The organism is Roseovarius sp. (genome assembly GCF_965228755.1).
Classification (GTDB): Bacteria; Pseudomonadota; Alphaproteobacteria; order Rhodobacterales; family Rhodobacteraceae; genus Roseovarius.
The window spans coordinates 1371363-1390030 of the sequence record NZ_CBDDIG010000005.1; the positions used below are offsets into that span (position 1 = coordinate 1371363).

At 65.3% G+C, this 18668-nt stretch carries 16 protein-coding genes; 13 read left to right on the forward strand and 3 right to left on the reverse strand.

All coding sequences use genetic code 11. The annotated features are described in order from the left end of the window. Positions 1 to 8: 8 nt before the first annotated feature. The 4 genes from ACO07J_RS10340 (at position 9) to ACO07J_RS10355 (ending at position 4860) form a co-directional block, all read left to right on the forward strand. Entirely contained in the window at positions 9 to 188 is a 180-nt protein-coding gene (locus ACO07J_RS10340; protein ID WP_422028744.1) for a hypothetical protein, read from the forward strand. A 149-nt stretch (positions 189 to 337) separates the two neighbouring features. Then, positions 338 to 526: a Flp family type IVb pilin gene (locus tag ACO07J_RS10345; protein WP_422028745.1), complete on the forward strand. Its 189-nt coding sequence runs from the start codon at positions 338 to 340 to the stop codon at positions 524 to 526. A 144-nt stretch (positions 527 to 670) separates the two neighbouring features. Beyond that, positions 671 to 1768 (forward strand): efflux RND transporter periplasmic adaptor subunit, encoded by a 1098-nt coding sequence (locus ACO07J_RS10350; RefSeq protein ID WP_422028746.1) that lies wholly within the window; start codon positions 671 to 673, stop codon positions 1766 to 1768. After that, on the forward strand, positions 1765 to 4860 hold the full coding sequence (locus ACO07J_RS10355) for an efflux RND transporter permease subunit (RefSeq protein ID WP_422028747.1): 3096 nt from the start codon (positions 1765 to 1767) through the stop codon (positions 4858 to 4860). The genes ACO07J_RS10350 and ACO07J_RS10355 overlap by 4 nt, the downstream gene beginning before the upstream one ends. A gap of 84 nt (positions 4861 to 4944) precedes the next feature. Here ACO07J_RS10355 and ACO07J_RS10360 read toward each other — a convergent pair whose 3' ends face one another. Then, positions 4945 to 5430, reverse strand: a complete 486-nt coding sequence (locus ACO07J_RS10360) for a MarR family winged helix-turn-helix transcriptional regulator (protein ID WP_422028748.1) — start codon at positions 5428 to 5430, stop codon at positions 4945 to 4947. 72 nt (positions 5431 to 5502) lie between these two features. Between ACO07J_RS10360 and ACO07J_RS10365 the strand changes: the two genes are divergently transcribed. From ACO07J_RS10365 to ACO07J_RS10400, 8 genes are all read left to right on the forward strand, one after another. Beyond that, positions 5503 to 6069 carry a TRAP transporter small permease subunit gene (locus ACO07J_RS10365; RefSeq protein WP_422028749.1) on the forward strand — a complete coding sequence of 189 codons (567 nt, stop codon included), beginning with the start codon at positions 5503 to 5505 and terminating at the stop codon, positions 6067 to 6069. After that, complete coding sequence (locus ACO07J_RS10370; protein ID WP_422028750.1) at positions 6066 to 7376, forward strand: TRAP transporter large permease; 1311 nt, start codon at positions 6066 to 6068, stop codon at positions 7374 to 7376. Before ACO07J_RS10365 ends, ACO07J_RS10370 begins: the two co-directional genes overlap by 4 nt. Positions 7377 to 7394: 18 nt before the next feature. Next, positions 7395 to 8414, forward strand: coding sequence for a TRAP transporter substrate-binding protein (locus ACO07J_RS10375; protein WP_422028751.1), 1020 nt, complete (start codon positions 7395 to 7397; stop codon positions 8412 to 8414). Between the two features lie 61 nt (positions 8415 to 8475). Further along, positions 8476 to 9390 (forward strand): hypothetical protein, encoded by a 915-nt coding sequence (locus tag ACO07J_RS10380; protein ID WP_422028752.1) that lies wholly within the window; start codon positions 8476 to 8478, stop codon positions 9388 to 9390. Positions 9391 to 9465: 75 nt separating this feature from the next. Continuing rightward, positions 9466 to 9870 carry a PaaI family thioesterase gene (locus tag ACO07J_RS10385; RefSeq protein WP_422028753.1) on the forward strand — a complete coding sequence of 135 codons (405 nt, stop codon included), beginning with the start codon at positions 9466 to 9468 and terminating at the stop codon, positions 9868 to 9870. A gap of 171 nt (positions 9871 to 10041) precedes the next feature. Next, the gene (locus ACO07J_RS10390; RefSeq protein WP_422028754.1) at positions 10042 to 10587 is read left to right on the forward strand and encodes a PAS domain-containing protein; all 546 of its coding nucleotides are present in this window, start codon (positions 10042 to 10044) and stop codon (positions 10585 to 10587) included. A 22-nt stretch (positions 10588 to 10609) separates the two neighbouring features. Continuing rightward, entirely contained in the window at positions 10610 to 14071 is a 3462-nt protein-coding gene (locus ACO07J_RS10395; RefSeq protein WP_422028755.1) for a CheR family methyltransferase, read from the forward strand. Continuing rightward, positions 14064 to 14426, forward strand: a complete 363-nt coding sequence (locus ACO07J_RS10400) for a response regulator (RefSeq protein ID WP_422028756.1) — start codon at positions 14064 to 14066, stop codon at positions 14424 to 14426. The genes ACO07J_RS10395 and ACO07J_RS10400 overlap by 8 nt, the downstream gene beginning before the upstream one ends. Before the next feature lie 358 nt (positions 14427 to 14784). Here the strand turns inward: ACO07J_RS10400 and ACO07J_RS10405 are convergent, their stop codons facing one another. Then, positions 14785 to 15543 (reverse strand): hypothetical protein, encoded by a 759-nt coding sequence (locus tag ACO07J_RS10405; RefSeq protein WP_422028757.1) that lies wholly within the window; start codon positions 15541 to 15543, stop codon positions 14785 to 14787. 748 nt (positions 15544 to 16291) lie between these two features. Between ACO07J_RS10405 and ACO07J_RS10410 the strand changes: the two genes are divergently transcribed. Further along, positions 16292 to 16903 carry a LysE family translocator gene (locus tag ACO07J_RS10410; protein WP_422028758.1) on the forward strand — a complete coding sequence of 204 codons (612 nt, stop codon included), beginning with the start codon at positions 16292 to 16294 and terminating at the stop codon, positions 16901 to 16903. 128 nt (positions 16904 to 17031) lie between these two features. On the opposite strand, the gene ACO07J_RS10415 is transcribed toward ACO07J_RS10410, so the two are convergent. After that, positions 17032 to 18630: an ABC transporter substrate-binding protein gene (locus ACO07J_RS10415; RefSeq protein ID WP_422028759.1), complete on the reverse strand. Its 1599-nt coding sequence runs from the start codon at positions 18628 to 18630 to the stop codon at positions 17032 to 17034. Positions 18631 to 18668: the final 38 nt, after the last annotated feature.

Sequence of the window (18668 nt, forward strand, 5' to 3'; positions counted from 1 at the left end):
CGGCCCCGATGATCAAATGCCTGAACACCTTCCGCCGCGACGAGACCGGCTCCGCCAGCACCGACTGGGTGATGCTCACCGCAGGCGTGGTGATGCTGGCCATGACGGCGGTAACGGCGGTCAAGGCCGGATCGGTCGAGGTGGGCGACGGCATGGTCACCAATATCACCGTCTCGAATGGTGACTGATCCCCGCGGCACCACGCCACATGCCCCTCGGCCCCGCAGGCCACATTAACGCCAGATTCATGCTGCAGTTTCGTCAAAACAGACGCCGGCGCGACGCGCGGCGGCTGCCAGACCCGAATTCACAGCATTGGGCTCAAGGGATGGCCGACATGATCAAACGGTTCAATACCTTCCTGGAAGATGAAAGCGGCGCGGTGACGGTCGACTGGATCGTGCTCTCGGCGGCCGTGGTCGGCCTCGGCATCGCGGCGGTCAACACGGTCGAACTGGGGGTAACCTCCCTCGCCTCCGACATTGCCACCGCCATCGGAACCAAGACGGTCGACAACGGCAACTAGGACTGATCTCCGCCACGCGCCGCCCCGGTGGCCGCCGGGACACGACCGCGCGATCACCCGCCCTTCAGCGTTGCCATTTCCCGGGTTTCCGCTACCCTTGCCGCTGCGCCATCGCCTTGTGACGGGCGCCCCGGGGAAACGTAGATGGCCGTATGGAAACAGCTCCTGTTGCTCTGCCTGCTGGGCGGGCTCGGCTATGGCGGCTGGTGGGTCTATCAGGAACACTACGCCCCGCCCGAGGAAGCCGCTGCCGAGCGCCCCAACGCCCCCGCCCCGGTCGAGATCGTGCCCGCCGAACGCCAGGTGCTCGAAACCACGGTCGAGGCGGTCGGCACCACCCGCGCCCTCCAGTCGGTCGAGATCGTGCCCGAAGCCGCGGGCCGCATCGTCGAGATCACCTTCACACCCGGCGACCGGGTCGAGAAGGGCGAGGTCCTCGTCCGCCTCGATGACGCCATCCAGCGCGCCGACCTGGCCGAGGCCGAGGCCCGCTCTACCGAACAGGAACAGGTCCTCGCCCGCGCCCGGCAGCTTCGCGAAACCAACGCCATCTCGCAGGCCACGCTCGAGGAATCCGTCGCCCGCCTGGCCGAGGCCGGCGCCCAGCTCGACCGCGCCCGCCGCCGGCTGGAAGACCGCACCATCACCGCCCCCTTCGCCGGTGTCGTGGGCCTCACCGAGGTCGATCCCGGCGCCCGCGTTAGCGAGGGCGACCTGATCACCCGGCTCGACGACCTCTCCGAGGTCATCGTCGAGTTCGCCCTGCCCGAAACCCTTTTCGCCCAGGTCCGCACCGGCCTCTCCGTCACCGCCACCAGCGCCGCCTTCCCCGACCGCACCTTCGAGGGCCGCATCGCCGCAGTCGACAGCCGCATCGACCCGGTCAGCCGCGCCTTCCTGACCCGCGCGGTCATCCCCAACCGCAACAGTGTGCTGCCGGCGGGCATGTTCATGTCCCTCACCCTCACCCTCTCGGAATCCGAGGAACTGGTCGTGCCCGAGGCCGCGATCATATTCCAGGCGGCCGAAACCTACGTCTTCACCGTCACCGACGGCACCGCCCACCGCGTGCCCGTCCGAACCGGCCAGCGCCGCGCCGGGCTCGTCGCCATCGAGGGCGGGCTCGAGGAAGGCACCGGCGTCGTCGTCCGCGGCCTCCAGCGGGTGCGCGACGGCGCGGCGGTCAGCGTCCTGAACGAAGCGGATGCCGCCGGCACCGCCGCGACCGAGGGCGACTCGTGACGCTCCCCGACATCGCGGTCCGCCGCCCGGTGCTGGCAGCGGTGGCAAGCCTCCTGCTGTTGGTCTTCGGCCTCGCCGCCCTGCGCACCATTCCCGTCCGCGAACTGCCGGATGTCGATAACGCCGTCGTCTCCATCGACACGATCTATCTCGGCGCCGCGCCCGAGGTGATCGACACCGACATCACCGAACCCATCGAAGGCGCGGTCGCCGCCATCAACGGCCTGCGCTCGATCAGCTCCGAAAGCCGCCAGGGCCGAAGCCGCATCACGCTGGAATTCGAAACCGGCCGCGATATCGAACAGGCCGCCAACGACGTGCGCGACGCGGTGGGCCGCGTCTCCTCCCGCCTGCCGGAAGAGGCGCAAGACCCCCGCGTGATCAAGAGCGACGCCGACGCCGACCCGGTCATGCGCCTCGCCGTCACCTCCTCTCGCATGACCACGGCCGAGATCACCGACTATATCGACCGCTTCATCTCCGACCGGCTCGCCACCATCGACGGGGTCGCCAACCTGCAGATCTACGGCGAGCGCCCCTTCGCCGTGCGCATCTGGCTCGACCGGCGCGCGCTGGCGGCCCGGCAGCTCACCGTGGCCGATGTCGAATCCGCGCTCCGGCGCAACAACATCGAGCTTCCCGCGGGCGAGGTCGTGTCAGAAGACCGCCAGCTCTCCGTCCGCCTCAACAGCCGCCTGCGCAGCGTCGCCGATTTCCGCGACGTGGTGCTCGACCGGGTGGCGGGCTACCCCGTCCGGCTGGGCGACGTGGCCCGCGTCGAACCGGGCGTCGCCGACGACACCACCATCGTGCGCACCAATGGCAGCGACGCGGTCGGCATCGCCATCCTCCGGCAAAGCCAGTCGAACACCCTCGCCATCTCCCAGGGCGTCCGCGAGGAAATCGAGCGCCTGCAACCCACCCTCCCCGAAGGCATGGACATCATCATCGGCTCCGACGACGCGCTCTTCGTCGGCGCCTCGATCCGCGAGGTGCTGATCGCGCTCTTCATCTCGCTCGGCCTCGTCGTGCTGGTGATCCTTCTCTTCCTGCGCTCCTTCCGCGCCACGCTGGTGCCCTTCGTGGCGATCCCGGTCTCGCTCATCGGCTCCTTCATCCTGATCGGCGCATGGGGGTTTTCCCTCAACACGCTCACGCTGCTGGCCATGCTGCTCGCCATCGGCCTCGTGGTCGATGACGCCATCGTCGTGCTGGAAAACATCCAGCGCCGGATCGAGAACGGCGAAAGCCCGCTGGTGGCCAGCCTGCGCGGCGCCAAACAGGTCACCTTCGCGGTGATCGCCACCTCCTTCACCCTCATCGCGGTCTTCGTGCCGCTGTCGTTCATGCCCGGGCAGGTCGGCCGCCTCTTCGTCGAATTCGGCTGGGTCATGGCCGGCACCGTCGCCATCTCCACCTTCGTGGCCCTCTCCGCCTGCCCGGCGCTCGCCTCCCGCGTGCTGAAATCCGGCAGCGGGGTCAAACGGGAAAACGGCCAGCTCACCGGCATCCAGGCCGGGTATTACCGGCTGCTCCAACGCGCGGTACAGATGCCGCTCGTCGTGTTGGCGCTGGCCCTCGCCGTCACCGGCGGCGCCGCGCTCTTCTACGAGGGGCTGCCCCGCGAACTGGCCCCCTCGGAAGACCGCGGCGTGGGCTTCATCCCCCTCACCTCGCCCCAGGGCAGCACGGTCGAACACACCGACCTCGCCGCCCGGCAGGTCGAGGCGATCCTCGAACCCATGCGCGAGGAGGGGCTGATCGACACCGTTTTCACCTTCACCGGCTGGGGCAACCGGGCCTGGCGCTCCTTCGTCGTCTTCCGCCTCGTCCCGTGGGAGGAACGCACCGTCGCCATTTCCGAAGTGGTGGGCCGGATCGTGCCGCAGATGAGCCAAGTCACCATCGCCCGCGGCTTCCCCGTCACCCCGGCGGGGCTCGGCCTGCGTGGCAACTCCACCCCCGTGCGCGTGGTCATCGGCGGCCCGGATTTCGACAGCGTCAAGGAATGGTCGACCACCCTGCTTGAACGCTCGGAATCCGTCCCCGGCCTCGTGAACCCGGAAATCAACTTCGAGGAAAACCTCCCCCAGCTCGACGTCAGCATCGACCGCAACCGCGCCGACGACCTCGGGATCTCCATCGACACCATCGCCAACACCCTGCAGACCATGCTCGCCTCGCGCGAGGTGACCACCTTCGTCAGCCGCGGCCGCGAATACCCGGTCATCCTGCAAGCGGCCGAGATCGACCGCGAAAGCCCCTCCGATATCGACAACCTCTTCATCCGCGCGGGCGACGGCGAAACGCTGGTGCCGCTCGGCGCGCTGGTCTCGATGAACGAGAACGCCGCCGCCCCCTCGCTCCGCCGCTTCGACCGGCTCCCCTCGATCCAGCTTTCGGGCACCGTGGCGCCCGGCCACAACCTCGGCACGGTGCTGGAAGGGGTCGAGGCCGTCGCCGCCGACATCCTGCCCGCCTCCGCCAAGCTCGGCTACGAGGGCCAGTCGCGCACCTTCAAGGACACCTCCGAAGGCGTCGGCATCGTGCTGGCGCTGGCGTTGCTGATCGTCTTCCTCGTGCTGGCCGCACAATTCGAAAGCTTCGTCCACCCGCTGACCATCATGCTGACCGTCCCGGCGGGGCTGGCCGGGGCGATCTACGCCATGGCACTCGGGGGGCTCTCGCTCAACGTCTACTCGCAGATCGGGATCATCCTGCTGGTGGGGCTGGTGGCCAAGAACGGCATCCTCATCGTCGAGTTCGCCAACCAGCTCCGCGACGAGGGGATGAAACGGCGCGAGGCCGTCCTGCGCGCCTCGGCCCTGCGCCTGCGGCCGATCGTGATGACCGTGCTGTCCACCGTGCTCGGCGCCCTGCCCCTCGTCATCGCCACCGGCGCCGGCGCCGAAAGCCGCGCGGCCATCGGCACGGTGATCATCGCGGGGCTGCTGCTCGCCAGCGTGCTGATGCTGGTGGTCACACCGGTGCTCTACGACCTGCTCGCCCGCTTCACCAAGCCCCGCGGCGCCTTCGAGCGGCTCATCAACCGCGAGCTCTCCAAACCGGCAACCCAGGCCGCGAACGGGTGATTTGAGTATTTTCAGAAAGATGAACGGCACAGTAGCGCCCCCTTTCATCTTTCCCCAAATACTCCCGCCGGAGGCGTCCCCAAATCAGCCACCCTGCCCCTTCGCCGGCAAGCCGGGCGCCCACCGCTCCACGTCCCGTGCCAGCTTGTCCAGCAGCCGCGTCAGCACCTCCACCTCTTCCGGCTCCAGCGTCTCCAGCATGACGCGCTCCGCCTCGGCAAAGCTTGCCATCACCCGGTCATGCACCGCCTGCCCGTCGTCGGTGATCGCCAGCACGTTCCGCCGCGTATCCACCGCATCCCGCGTCCGCGTGACGTATCCCTTCTCAACGAGGGAAGAGACCGCCCGGCTCACCGTGTTCGAAGGCTGCTCGGTGATCTCGCAGATATCCCGCGCATTCAGCCCCGCGCGGAAGTTCAGGCACATCAGCACCGTCAGCTCCGGCCGGATCAGCCCGGTCTCCCGTTCCATCCGCCGCATCAGCGGCTCGCGGTAGAAATTGATGATGAACGCCATCCGGTATCCCACCGGAATGGACGTGCCATCGAGGATATCCATCAGCTTGAGCATGACCGCGGCCTCCTGACCTGCTAGGCTAGGACAAAAAAGGGGATTGCTCCAGATGGAAATATATAGTTCCATATGGAGGAATATCTGGCAAGGGAGGCACGGCCGGAAATGGAGGAGGAGAATGGCAGCCTTTGGGCGCAGGCCCTGCTGCGCGGGCTTTCGTGGCTCGTCATCGTCCTTATGCTGGGCATCGTCCTGCAGGTCGCCTGCAACGCGCTCGACATCAACCCGCTGGCTCGGTTCGCCACCGCCCTGCCGCTCCTCGGCAAGGCCATCACGCTCAACACCCTGCTCGACCTGCAATGGCACCTGCTGGTGATCACCGGCCTCCTGCCCGCCGGGCTGGTCTGGCTGAGCAATGCCCATGTGCGGGTCGATTTCTTCTACCAGCCCCGCAGCGACCGCACCAAGGCCCGCATCGACCTGGCCGGGAACCTACTCTTCGCCCTGCCCTTCCTCGTCATGATCCTGCCCGCCGCGTGGGATTTCACCACCCGCGCCTGGCGCTCCGACGAAGGCTCCGCCTCGGGCGGGCTGAATGACCTCTGGCTCATCAAGGCGTTCCTGCCCCTCGGCATGGCGCTGCTTGCCCTGGCGCTCGCCGTCGAATCCCTCCGCCTTCTCCGGCGCGCGAAATGAGCGAAACCGCCCTGCCCCTCGCCATGGCCGTGCTCACGCTCGCCGGCATCCTCGCCGGCTACCGCGTGGCCATGGTGCTCGCTGGCGCCGCCGCGCTCTTCATCCTCGTTTCCGACCTGCCCACCGCCTATTTCAATCTGCTCACCAGCCGGATCTACGCCAACGTCCTGTCGAACTGGCTGCTCGTCGCCATCCCGATGTTCATCTTCATGGGGCTGGTGCTGGAAAAATCCGGCGTCGCCGAACGCTCGCTCCGCGCGGCGCAACAGGCGCTCGGCGGCAGCGCGGCGGGCATGGGCATCTCCGTCCTCGTCATCGGCGTCCTGCTCGCCGCCTCCTCGGGCATCGTCGGCGCCTCCGTGGTGCTGCTGGCGCTGCTCGCCCTGCCCCGCCTGCAGGAAACCGGCTACGACAAGCCCACCTCCGCCGGCCTCATCGCCGCCTCCGGCACGCTTGCCATCCTGATCCCGCCCTCGGTCATGCTGATCGTGCTGGGCGACCAGCTCCAGACCCCGGTGCCCGACATGTTCGCCGGCGCCATCGGCCCGGGCCTTCTCCTCGTCGGCGTCTACGCCATCCTCGTCGCCATCCGCTCCCGCGGCCTTCCCCGCGCCCCCCGCCCGGAAGGCCGCACCAACCCGCTCCGCCTGCTCCTCGACCTCGGGCCGCTGGTGACGCTCATCGTCGTCGTCCTCGGCTCCATCATCGCCGGCTACGCCACCCCAACCGAGGCCAGCGGCCTCGGCGCCTTCGGGGCGATCCTCGTGACCCTCCTCTACCGCCGCTTCGACCTCGCCACCATCATGGCCGCCGCCCGCCAGACCGTCACCACCACCTCCATGGTCCTCCTCGTCATGATCGGCGCCACCTGCTTCTCCGCCGTCTTCAAGGCCATCGGCGGCGACGACATGGTGGAAACCGCCATCACCGCCTTCGGCACCGACCCTTTGACCGTGCTGGCCGTGGTCATGGGGGCGATCTTCCTGCTGGGCTTCGTCCTCGACTGGCTGGAAATCACCCTCATCCTCATGCCGATCTTCGCCCCCATCGTCGCGGGCCTCGACTTCGGCAACGGCCTTTCGGGCGACGCGCTGCTGGTCTGGTTCGGCATCCTCGTCGCCGTCAACTTGCAAACCTCGTTCCTCACGCCGCCATTCGGCTTCTCGCTCTTCTACCTGCGCGGTGCCGCCGGCGGCCAGCTCACGACAACCGACATCTACAAGGGCGTCCTGCCCTTCATCCTGCTTCAGCTTCTGGTGCTGGGGCTGCTCATCGCCTTCCCCGTCATCGTCACGGGGCTTATCTGAACCACTAGGGAGGAAACCATGAAACACACAATGAAAGCGGCCGCGCTGGCCGTGCTGGCGGCCACCGCCGCCCAGTCCGAAAGCTACACGATGCAAAGCGCCTTCGGGCCCCTGCCGGTGCTCGACCCGGCCGCCAAGCGCTTCGTCGAGAACGTCTCGACCCTGACGGGCGGAGAGGTGGAGTTCGACTACCTCCTCGACGGTGAGCTGTCCCCCGCCTTCGAGATCTTCGACAATGTCAGCGCCGGCGCCATCGACGCGGGCTTCAGCTTCGCGGGCTACGCCGCCGGCAAGGAACCGGCCGCCGCGCTCTTCGGCTCCATCCCCTTCGGCGGCGAGCCCACGCAATACATCTCCTGGCTCAACCACGGCGGCGGGCTCGAGCTCTGGCGCGAAATCTACGAGCCCTACAACCTCGTGCCGATGGCCTGCGGCGTCATCCTGTCCGAAGCGGGCGGATGGTACACGAAGGAAATCAACACCCCCGAAGACCTCAAGGGCCTCAACATCCGCATCGGCGGCCTGGGCGGCGAGATCCTGTCGAAGCTCGGCGCCAACGCCATGTCGCTCCCGGCGGGCGAGATTTCCACCTCGCTCGAAACCGGCCGGCTCGACGCGACCGAGCTCAGCTTCCCGCTGGTCGACAAGCTTCTGGGCTTCGACCAGGTCGCCAAGAACTACTACTTCCCCGGCTGGCACCAGCCCGCGGGCTTCATCGAGTTCTACATGAACAAGGACAAGTGGGACGCCCTCACCGACGCGCAACGCAAGGCGATCGAGGTCTCCTGCAACGAGGTCAGCCTCTGGGCCCTCGGCCACGCGGCCGGCGCCCAGGGCCCCGTGCTGCAGGAATTCCGCGACAACGGCGTCAACGTCGCCCGTTTTCCCGACAGCGTGATGGAGGCCCTGCGCACCGCCGCCGACGAGGTCTACGCCGAACGCTCGGCCGAGGACGAGATGTTCAAGCGGGTCATCGACAGCTACCGCGCCTATGGCGAAGGCTACCGCGAATACCAGGCCCTCTCGGCGCTGGACTGATCCACTTTCCCCGCCCGTGCCACACCGGCGCGGGCGGGCCATCACCTTCGGGAGACCTCGCATGCGCCGCCCCGTGACGTTGCGCGATTTCGGCAGCTACACCGCCGGCGGCCGACTGCACCGGGTCACCGAGGGGCAACCGCGCGACCTGCCCGTCACCCGCGATGTCACCCTCACCTTCGACCCGAGGGGCACCTTCGCGGTCGAACACGCCTACGTGCAGTATTTCATCCCCGAGCCCCGCCGCGACGCGCCGCCTGTCGTGCTGCTGCATGGCGGCGGCATGTCCGGCACCGTGTGGGAGGGCACCCCGGACGGCCGCCAGGGCTGGCTCCAGATGCTGCTGGCACAGGGCTACGAGGTGCATGTCATCGACAACGCCGAGCGCGGCCGCGCCGGGTTCATGCCGGGGCTCTGGCCGGGCGAGCCGGTGCTGCGCTCGCTCGAGGACGCCTGGCACCTCTTCCGCATCGGCCCGCCCGAGGGGTTCGCGGCGCGCCGCGCCTTCCCCGGCCAGCGCTTCCCGAGCGACAGCCTAACGGCGCTCGCCGCCACCTTCGCCCCCCGCTGGCTCTCCACCGCCCCGCAGCAGGCCGCGGCAGTCAAGGCGGTACTCGACCGGCTGCCCGCGCCCATCCTCATCGCCCATAGCCAAGGCGCCGAGCCCGCCTTTGAGGCCATCGCCCAGGGCGCACGCCTCTCCCACTTGGTCCTCCTCGAACCCTCGGCCGAGCCCGACGAGCCTGCCCCCCTGCCCGTCACCCTCGTCACCGGCGACTACCTCGACATCAACGACCTCTGGCAAGGCCGCGCCGCCGCCTGGGACCGCTTCGAGGCCCAGCTCCGCCACGCCGGCGCGCCCCTCCACCGCCTCGCCTCCGGCTCCACCCTGCCACCCGGCCATTCCCACCTGCCCATGCACGACCACGGCCACGACACCGTGCTCGACGCCATCCTCGCCACCCTCGATCCCTGACCCCCTAGGTTCCGGTGGCACACCCGCCTTCCGCCCGCTATGTCGATGGCACCCCGCCCTCAAACGAGACAGCACATGACCCGAGAAGAGCTTGACGCCATCCTGCCCGATTTCCCGAAATCCATGGGCGTGACCCTGACCCGTGGCACCCCCGACTGCATCGAGGGCACCCTGACCGTCGAGCCCCGCCACGCCAACCGCAACGGCGTGATGCATGGCGGCGCGATCATGGCCTTCGCCGATGCGCTCGGCGGCTCGGCCGCCGCCATCAACCTCGCAGAGGGCCAATCCACCACCACGCTGGAAAGCAAGACCAACTTCCTCCGCCCCATCGCCATCGGCGAAACCGCCACGGCCCGCTGCGAGGCCCTGCATCGCGGCCGCCGTACGACCATCTGGCAAACCACCGTCCTGCGCCAGGACGGCAAGCCCGCCGCCATTGTGATCCAGACACAGATGACGCTTACTTCGACGTCCTGACGCCGCCCCGATGAAACCTTGACGCCATTTTCCGCGTTATACCCCGCCGAAGGCCCGATGTGTCGCCCCGATTGACCGGCACGCGGCCAAAAACCGAACCTGCCATTGCCTCTGTCAAAGAGCGCACCAATATAAACGTGTCATCGTAGTTACCGAAGCGAGTTGAAGCCGATGCCGTCACCGACCGAGCTGCCGCCCGCCCTGGGCGACTATATCCGGAACTCCGGCATCGCGCTGGCCGTCTCGACCACGAAGGGCGATGCACCGCTGATCGCGGTGAACGACGCCTTCTGCACCCTCACCGGCTATGCCGAGGAGGACGTGACCGGCCAGAATTGCCGCTTCCTGCAAGGCGCCAACACCACCGAGGAAGAGCGCCTGCCCCTGCACGATTTCGTGCACGGACGGGGCGCCGACAACGGGCGCTTCCCGATCACCAACTACCGCAAGGACGGCAGCGAATTCCGCAATTTCGTCTTCATGTCCCGCCTTTTCGACGGCGACGGACAGGCCAGGCTGATCCTCGCCTCGCAGTTCGACATGACCTCGGCCATGCAACGCTCGGAGGTCTCGAAGAACGACGCCCGCCTATCTCAGGCGCTGACCGATGTCGAACAGATCGGCCGGGAATACGGCTACGCGATGATGGGCTCTGCCCAGCTCATCGCCGACTCGGTGGCGACCCTCGCCCGCATGTCCTTCTCGGATTCCCGTTAACCCCGGCACCCGGCTTGTCATCATGAAAGATTCCGAAGAAGAAGAGCAATCGTCGAACGCAACCCCGGCAGAGGACCGGAGCCGCCTCTGCGTGGTGGGCATCGGCGCCTCGGCCGGCGGCCTCGAGGCGATCCGCGAAATGCTGACCGAGGCACGGCCCGGCAGCAACCTCGCCTATGTCGTCATCCAGCACCTCGACCCGAACCACGAAAGCCTGCTGGCGGAACTTTTGGCCCGGCACACCGAGCTGACCGTCCGGCAGGTCTCCGGCGGCGAGAAGGTCGAGGCCGGCAACGTCTACATCATCCCGCCGGGGCACGGGCTGTCGATCAAGGACGCGGTGCTCAACCTCACCGATTTCGCCCAGCCGCGCGGCCTGCGCAGGCCGATTGACGATTTCTTCGAAAGCCTCGCCCTCGACCAGGGCCGTTTCGCCGCCTGCGTGATCCTCTCGGGCACCGGCGCCGACGGAAGCGCCGGCCTGCGCGCGATCAAGGAACATGGCGGCCTCTGCCTCGTGCAGGATCCGCGCACCGCGAAATACGAGGGCATGCCGACCTCGGCCCAGGGCACCGGGCTCGTGGATTTCGTCCGACGGCCGGGCGAGATCGTCAATGCCATACAGCAATTCTACGCCCATTCCTTCGTCGACACGGTCGACCGGAATCTCGCCAACACGGTCGAGGAAAACCTCAAGGACATCTGCGGCGTCGTGCGCAACTTCGTCGGGCACGACTTCTCGGGCTACAAAAAATCCACCCTCGTGCGCCGGGTCCAGCGCCGCATCCAGGTGCTCGACCTCGCCGATGCCCACGCCTATCTCCAGCATGTCCGGTCCGACCCGCTCGAATGCGAAGTGCTGTTCCGCGACCTGCTGATCAACGTCACCCGCTTCTTCCGCGATCCCGAGCATTTCGCCGCGCTGCGCGCCAAGGCCATCAAGCCGATGATCGAGAATGCCGGCAACGAGGATGAAATCCGCGTCTGGATACCGGGCTGTTCCAGCGGCGAAGAGGCCTTCTCGATCGCCATGATGTTCGCCGAGGAACTCCGCGAACAGAAACGCGCCCCCAAGGTCCAGATTTTCGCCACCGATATCGACGAACAGATGCTGCGCATCGCCCGCGAGGCCTCCTATCCCCAGGCGGCGCTGGCCGACATCCCCGAAGAGATGCGCGACGCCTATACCATCGCCCGCGACGGCCGGTTTCAGGTCTCCTCCCGCATCCGCGACATGATCCGCTTTTCCGTGCACAGCATCGTGCGCGACCCGCCGTTCTCGAATATCGACCTGCTGTCCTGTCGCAACCTGCTGATCTATTTCGGCGACCAGTTGCAGAACCTCGCCCTGCCGATCTTCCACTACTCGATCAAGCCCGGCGGCACCCTCTTCCTCGGCCCGTCCGAAACCGTCGGCCGTCACGACAATGCCTTCCGGCAGGTCGATCAGTCGGCGCGCATCTTCCAGCGCAACGAGGGGCGTCCGGAATACCCGCTGCACCTGCGCGGCCAGACCCGGCCCGAAGCCCCCCGCCGCCCCGGCCTGCGCGAAGATCACACGACCTCGCTGCAACCCGACTGGCGCGAGGATGACGCGGTCCAGCGGATCCTCGCCACCTATGCCCCCGCCACGCTGCAGGTGACGACCTCGGGCGAGATCCTCAAGACCACGGGCCGCCTCGGCAAGTATCTCGACTACGGCACCGACCAGGAAACCAACCGGTTCGCCCCCTCCATCGCCCGCCCCGGCGTGCGCGAGGCCGTGTCGGCCATCATCCGGCAGGTCGGCAAGAACAAGAGACGCACGATCTCCCGCGATCTCGTCGCCAAATCAGAATTCGGCCAGCAGGCCTTCGACCTGATCGCCGAGCCGCTCGACGACGGCTCGATCCTGCTGATCCTGCGCGACCGCGACCGCTTCGAAACCTTCGAGGACGAGGATTTCGACGATCTCGCCCCGATGGACAGCCACGTCCAAAGCCTCGAGGACGAACTGCGCAGCACCCGCGTCCGGCTGCACACCACGGTCGAGGAGCTCGAGACGGCGAACGAGGAGCTGAAAAGCTCCAACGAAGAAATGATGTCGATGAACGAAGAGCTCCAGTCGACGAACGAGGAGCTTTCGACCGTCAACGACGAGCTGAAGAGCAAGGTCGACGAGCTGTCCATCGCCAACGCCGACCTCAGCAATTTCTTCGCCTCCACCGCCCTGCCCCTCGTGGTGATCGACGCCGACATGTCGATCCGCAACTTCACCGAGGCGATCCAGTCGATCTACCCCTTCCGCGGCACCGACCGCGGCCGCCCGCTCAGCGAGGTCACCAGCAGCCTGCGCAACAACGAAGAGGTGCTGAGCGCCGCCAAGAACGTCATGCGTGACGGCGAGGTCCGCTACATGCGGGTGACCGACCGCCCGGAACAGCGCACGTGGTCGCTGGTCGTCACGCCCTACCAGAACCGCAATGGCAACGTTGACGGGGCCACCCTCGTCTTTACCGAGGTCACCGACGCCCTGCGCCTCGAAGAGGCGCTGAAACACGAAGGTGAACGCCTTCGCCTGGCGCTTGATGTCACCGCCCTCAGCGTGTGGGAATACGACCCCGCGGCGGACGAGCTGAAGCTCGACGAGACCGGCCGCGCCCTGGTCGCCTCCGAACATGCCGTGCTCAACCTCGGGGACTTCCTCGAAACCGCCAGCGCCACCGATCGGCAGGCCCTCGAGAGCGCCTTCCGCAACGCCGACGAACAGGGCGACGCCATCGACCTGACCGTCTCGGCCCCCCACCGGGACGGCGGCAAGCGTTTTGTCCGCGTCGTCGGCCGGCGCATCAACGGCCATCGCGCCGCCCGCATTCTCGGCGTGCTCTTCGACGTCACCTCCGAGGAAGAGGCCAAGACCGTCCGCGAGATGATGCTGCGCGAGATGAACCACCGCGTGAAGAACATGTTCTCGGTCATCTCGAGCATGGTGCGCATGGCCGGCCGTTCCACCGACAGCATCGACGATCTGGTCGAGGGCGTTCAGGCCCGCATCAACGCGCTGGCCCGATCCCACGACATGACCCAGCGCTCTCGCACCGGCAAGCGCCTCCGCCTCGAGGACGCGATCCGCGCCGCGCTAGAGCCCTACAGCGGCCAGGCCGAGACCAGCATCACCGGCCCCAGGGTCCTGCTCACCAGCCAGGAGCTCACCTCGCTCTCCCTGCTGCTGCATGAATGGGCCACCAACGCCGCGAAATACGGCGTGCTCGGTCACACGACGGGCCGGCTGGATGTGACATGGAAGACGCACGATAGCGGTTCCGTGGAATTGATATGGAACGAGATCCACGATCGCAGAGTTATTCCTGACGACAACGGGACCGGGTTTGGCTCTACATTGGTCGAGCTTGCAGCCGCGCAGCTTGGCGGAAGCGTAACGGTTTCGTTCAACGACAATGAACGTAAAATGACTTTGGTGTATGAGCCCGAAAACAATGAATGAGAAAAAAGATCGAGCAACGGTGCTTGTGTGTGAAGATGAATTCGTGGTCGCGTTGGACCTCAAACTCCTGATAGAAGAATTCGGCTTCGAGGTGATGGGCCCCTTCGCGAAACGGTCCGATGCCCTCGAGATACTGGAAAAGGACCTCCCCGACGTGGCCCTTCTCGACGTGCGCCTGAAGGATGGCGAGGTGTTCCCGCTGGCCGACAGGCTCGTCGACCTCGGCGTGCCGATCGTCTTCCACTCCGGCCACATCTTCGAGGAAGACGTCCGCAACCGCTACCCCGGCGCCGAGACCTGCCAGAAACCGGTCAGCGCCAAGCACCTGCGCACCACGCTGGAAAACGCCCGCTGAAAGGGTCGTTCCTCTATCGGAACGGCCCGATGCAGTAACGGCGACTGGTAAGCCGGGAACGGGCTGGTAGCGCAATGTCCGCTTTGTGTTCTCCTCACCGGCGATGAGGAGAGATTCCACGGTGTTGTAGCAGGTACACCCGAAGCGCAATCGACCGAAAGCCGCCATTCACTGACAGTTCAAGATGCTGCACAGTCGCAGCACTCTTTGCGGTCATTCGCGGCAGGCGCGAAACGGAGCATTCGACGAACTGGAAGTGTTCGGCATTCACTGACATTCGCAATCAGTTGTAGGGCGTCTGCATTCTCCGATCGGCTATACTCAAACAGCGCCGCAAGGGGTTCAATGGATTCTGCTCCTAGTCAGTTTCGACATAAATCATGTTTAACCGACCAGGGTAATCGAACCGTTCCACAAGATCAAAGGCATCCCTGACCGCAACGACCACGTACTCTAACAGGACCATTTGCTCCTGCTTGGTCAGGTTCTTTTCTGTGATGATATTCATCGGACCAGAGTGTAATAGTCGGCTAGAGAGGCGATAGAGATAGTCGTATTGACTTTCTAACCCGACCGATTTTGCTGCCAGTCGCCACGTGATCTTCTTGGAAAGTTTATCGAATTTTGAATCGCTACCCGACCATGTGCGAAACACTTTGCGATGAGCCTCGATCTTGTCCTTCCATTTGAGTATTCTCGGAATCTCTTTTTCGCGCAAAAGGTGTATCTGGTAGGTGTATCCATTGAATTTTGAAGCTGCTGCATAAAGAGAGAACGATCTTCTGACTTGCTGGTCGAGGGCTTCTCTGAGCCTGTCGTACTTTGTGATGATCGTAGTTGTGTCGCCGTCTATGCTTTTTGCTTCAGTAACTTCTGCTATCATCGAATTCGTTATAGTTTCATCATCCACTTGAGCCTGCTCAAACAGTGCGATTTCGCTCTCTAACTTCTGCAGCAAATCGGAAATGTCATCGAGGTCTTCTTTCAGGAAAATTCCATAGAAGCGGCCGCCCCACTCATACCTTTCTTCAAAAAGCTTTAGCCACACAATATTTTCGAATAGGTTCCGCGCCGCCGATATAAGTTCGAGTGATGACGGCAGGCGCTCCTTTGGCAATAATGTATTTTTTCAATCGTTCCGATGTGAGCTCGCAGTATCCACTCGAACTCAAGTCGCTGTGGTTCAGCCTTCGCGCACGCTTCTAGCTCTAGGCCCTTCAAAGCTCCCTTGGTCAGGGAAATGACTACTTCAGACTTTTCTTCAATTATAGAAAAAAACTCACTGAGAAGTTTCTGGGGAGTTGTTGCCGGATAGTTCATCTGGCCCTCTGTCTGCCTTGGATCTCTGAACTGTGCGTTCGTACAAATTATGATTGCCGGAAAATCAGGCGATTGAAAGGTTAGTGGGGCCGATAGACTGCATCATCCGAAATTCAAAAGTGTCATCTGTGAATGCATGAGCGTTGCCAATGTCTGCTTACGCGGGTGGGTGCTCGATAACTTGCGAGTGCGGCGAATGCCAGTTCCCCGCCCCCTGAGCTCATCACCTCCGTCCCCGACACCATCCCCCGCGCCCCTCCGAACACCCCTTCGGGCTCCGCCTGTCTGCCACGGCTCTGTCCCCAACGGCCACTGCCCCCGCACCATCACCAGCTGACCACGCCGCTCCCCTCGAAAAACGGCCCTGCAGGACACCCGGACTCCCAAGCCGGTCACAGGCCGGAACCGCAAGGACCACCTCAAGCCCATCCCGCTCATTCGTCAGGACGCAGGAAAGCCTGGTCCCGGGGCTTGTTATCGGTCTCCGCCTGTGCATTGCTGAAATCTCCAGAGATTGTGGAGAAAGCCGTATAATCGACCCTGCCTTGCTGCTCACCTATTCGTTGATCGTTCTCGGCTTCGTTTTCATCCCCGGGCCCGCCACCCTTCTGACGGTCGCCCGGGCCACGACGTCCGGCACGCGGGTTGGTATCGCGACGGGTGCCGGTATCACGGCCGGAGACGTCCTCCACACCATCATGGCGGTGGTCGGCATCTCGGCCATCATCGCCGCGTCGGCCACTCTCTTCACCATCGTGAAATACCTTGGGGCCGCGTACCTGGTGTTCCTTGGGTTGAAGGCGATCTTCGAGAAGGCGTCGGTCGACCTTGGCCAGGGCCGCGTTCCGATCACGGCACCGCAAGCCTTCAGACAGGCGATACTCGCCGAGGTGCTGAACCCCAAGACCGCCCTGTTCTTCCTCGCCTTCCTGCCGCAGTTCGTCGCCCCCGAAAAAGGCTACGTGGTCGTACAGCTTACCATCCTCGGGATCATCTTCGCGCTGATCGGCTTCCTCAGCACGATCGTCTACTCCGTCGCAGCGGGTGGCCTGGGCAACTTCCTCCGCCGCAACCCGACGGTTCTCAAGTGGCAGGGCAAGGTCGTCGGCAGCATCTACTGCGCGCTCGGCATTCGTCTCGCCTTGCAGGAGCGCTGAACCGGCCTTCCGCCACAGGCCGCCGGCCCGTCCCGTAGGGCCATTGCCCCCCGCCACGTCACCAATCGAAAAGGCCGCTCCCACCAGGGGAACGGCCTCCACTCGTCCTGCACCAATCGCTCACCCGATCACGAGAACCACCACCGCTCCACGCAGCGCTCGCCATCCATGTCCCAGTTCGACGCGAACGTCTCGGGCAGCCCGACCTTGTCGCGCGTCCCGAAGACATAGGAGGCGAACATCGGCGCGATCAGCCCGCCATCGTTGCTCAGGATCTCCTGCATCTCGTAATACATCGCCTTGCGTTTCTCTGTATCGAGCTCCGCCCGCGCCGCGATCAGCAGCTCGTCGAACCGCTCGTTGGCCCATTTCGTCCCGTTCCACGGCACGCCGCTCTGGTAGGCGGTCGAGAACATCAGGTCCTCCACCGGCCGCCCGCTCCAGTAGACGGCGACGAAGGGCTTCACGTTCCACACATCCGTCCAGTACCCGTCATTGGGCACCCGCACCGGCGTGATGTCGAGCCCCGCCTCCCTGGCCGAGTTCTGGTAGAGCGTCGCCGCATCCACCGCCCCGGCAAAGGCCGCATCCGCCGCCATCAGCTCCACACTGACATTCTCCATGCCGGCCTTCTTCAGGTAGTGGCGCGCCTTGTCGGGGTCGTATTCCCGCTGCTCCATCTCGGAATTGTGGAACCGCTGCCCCTGCCCGATCGGGTGGTCGTTGCCTACCGCGCCGTAGCCGAACAGGATCTTGTCCACCAGCTCCTGCCGGTTGATCGCCCATTTCAGCGCCAGCCGCAGGTTCACGTCCGTATAGGGGTCCACATCGCACATCATCTCGAAGGTGAAATGCTGCGTGCCGGGCACCGAATGCACGTTCACGCCCGGGTTCTGCTTGATCCGGTCCACGGTCTTCAGGTCCATCCGGTCGATCGCGTCGAAATCCCCGGTGATGAAGCCCGAGGTCCGCGCGTTGGTATCCGTCACCGCGATGATCTCGGCGGAATCGAAGAACGCCCGGTTGTTCAGGTCCCAGTGATCCTCGTAGCGCGACAGGTCCGACCGCACACCGGGCTCGAAATTGTCGAGCCGGTAGGCCCCGCACCCGATCCCGGTCTTCCAGTCGACGGCGCCGTCCTCCGACATGCCGATCGGGATGTGGTAATCGCTCATCACGAAGGGGAAGTCGGCATTCCCCGCGTCCAGCTCGAACACGACCCGGCTGTCGCCATCGGCCCGCACATCCGTCAGCGCCGCCAGCAGCGGCTTGGCGGCCGAGGTCGAATCCTCGCCCCGGTGATGGTTGACCGAGGCGATGACGTCCTCGGGCGTCACGTCCTTGCCGTTGTGGAAGGTCATGCCCTTGCGCAGGTCGAACACCCAGGTCTTGCCGCCATCCGCCGGCTCCCAGCTTTCGGCCACGCCCGGCGTCAGGCTGCCGTCCCGCGCCACCTCGGTCAGGTAGCCGTGGAAGGTCTGCAGCAGGTTGACCATGTAGCCGTTCTCGGCCGTGCCGGGGTTCATCGTGTCGGTGGTCTGGCCGTGCCCCTTGCCCAGCTTGAACGTGCCGCCCTTCTGCGGGGCCGCCGCCTGCGCCATGTCGGCCAGGCCCGTCGCCGTCGCCGCGGTCATGCCGGTCGCCAGCAGCGCGCGCATGAACTGCCGCCGGTCCATGTCGCCGGCCATGAATTGCGTTCTCAGACGATTGATATGTCTCTCTTTCATTTTGTTCTCCCTGTTGGTTTTGCTGTTATTTTTCTTGT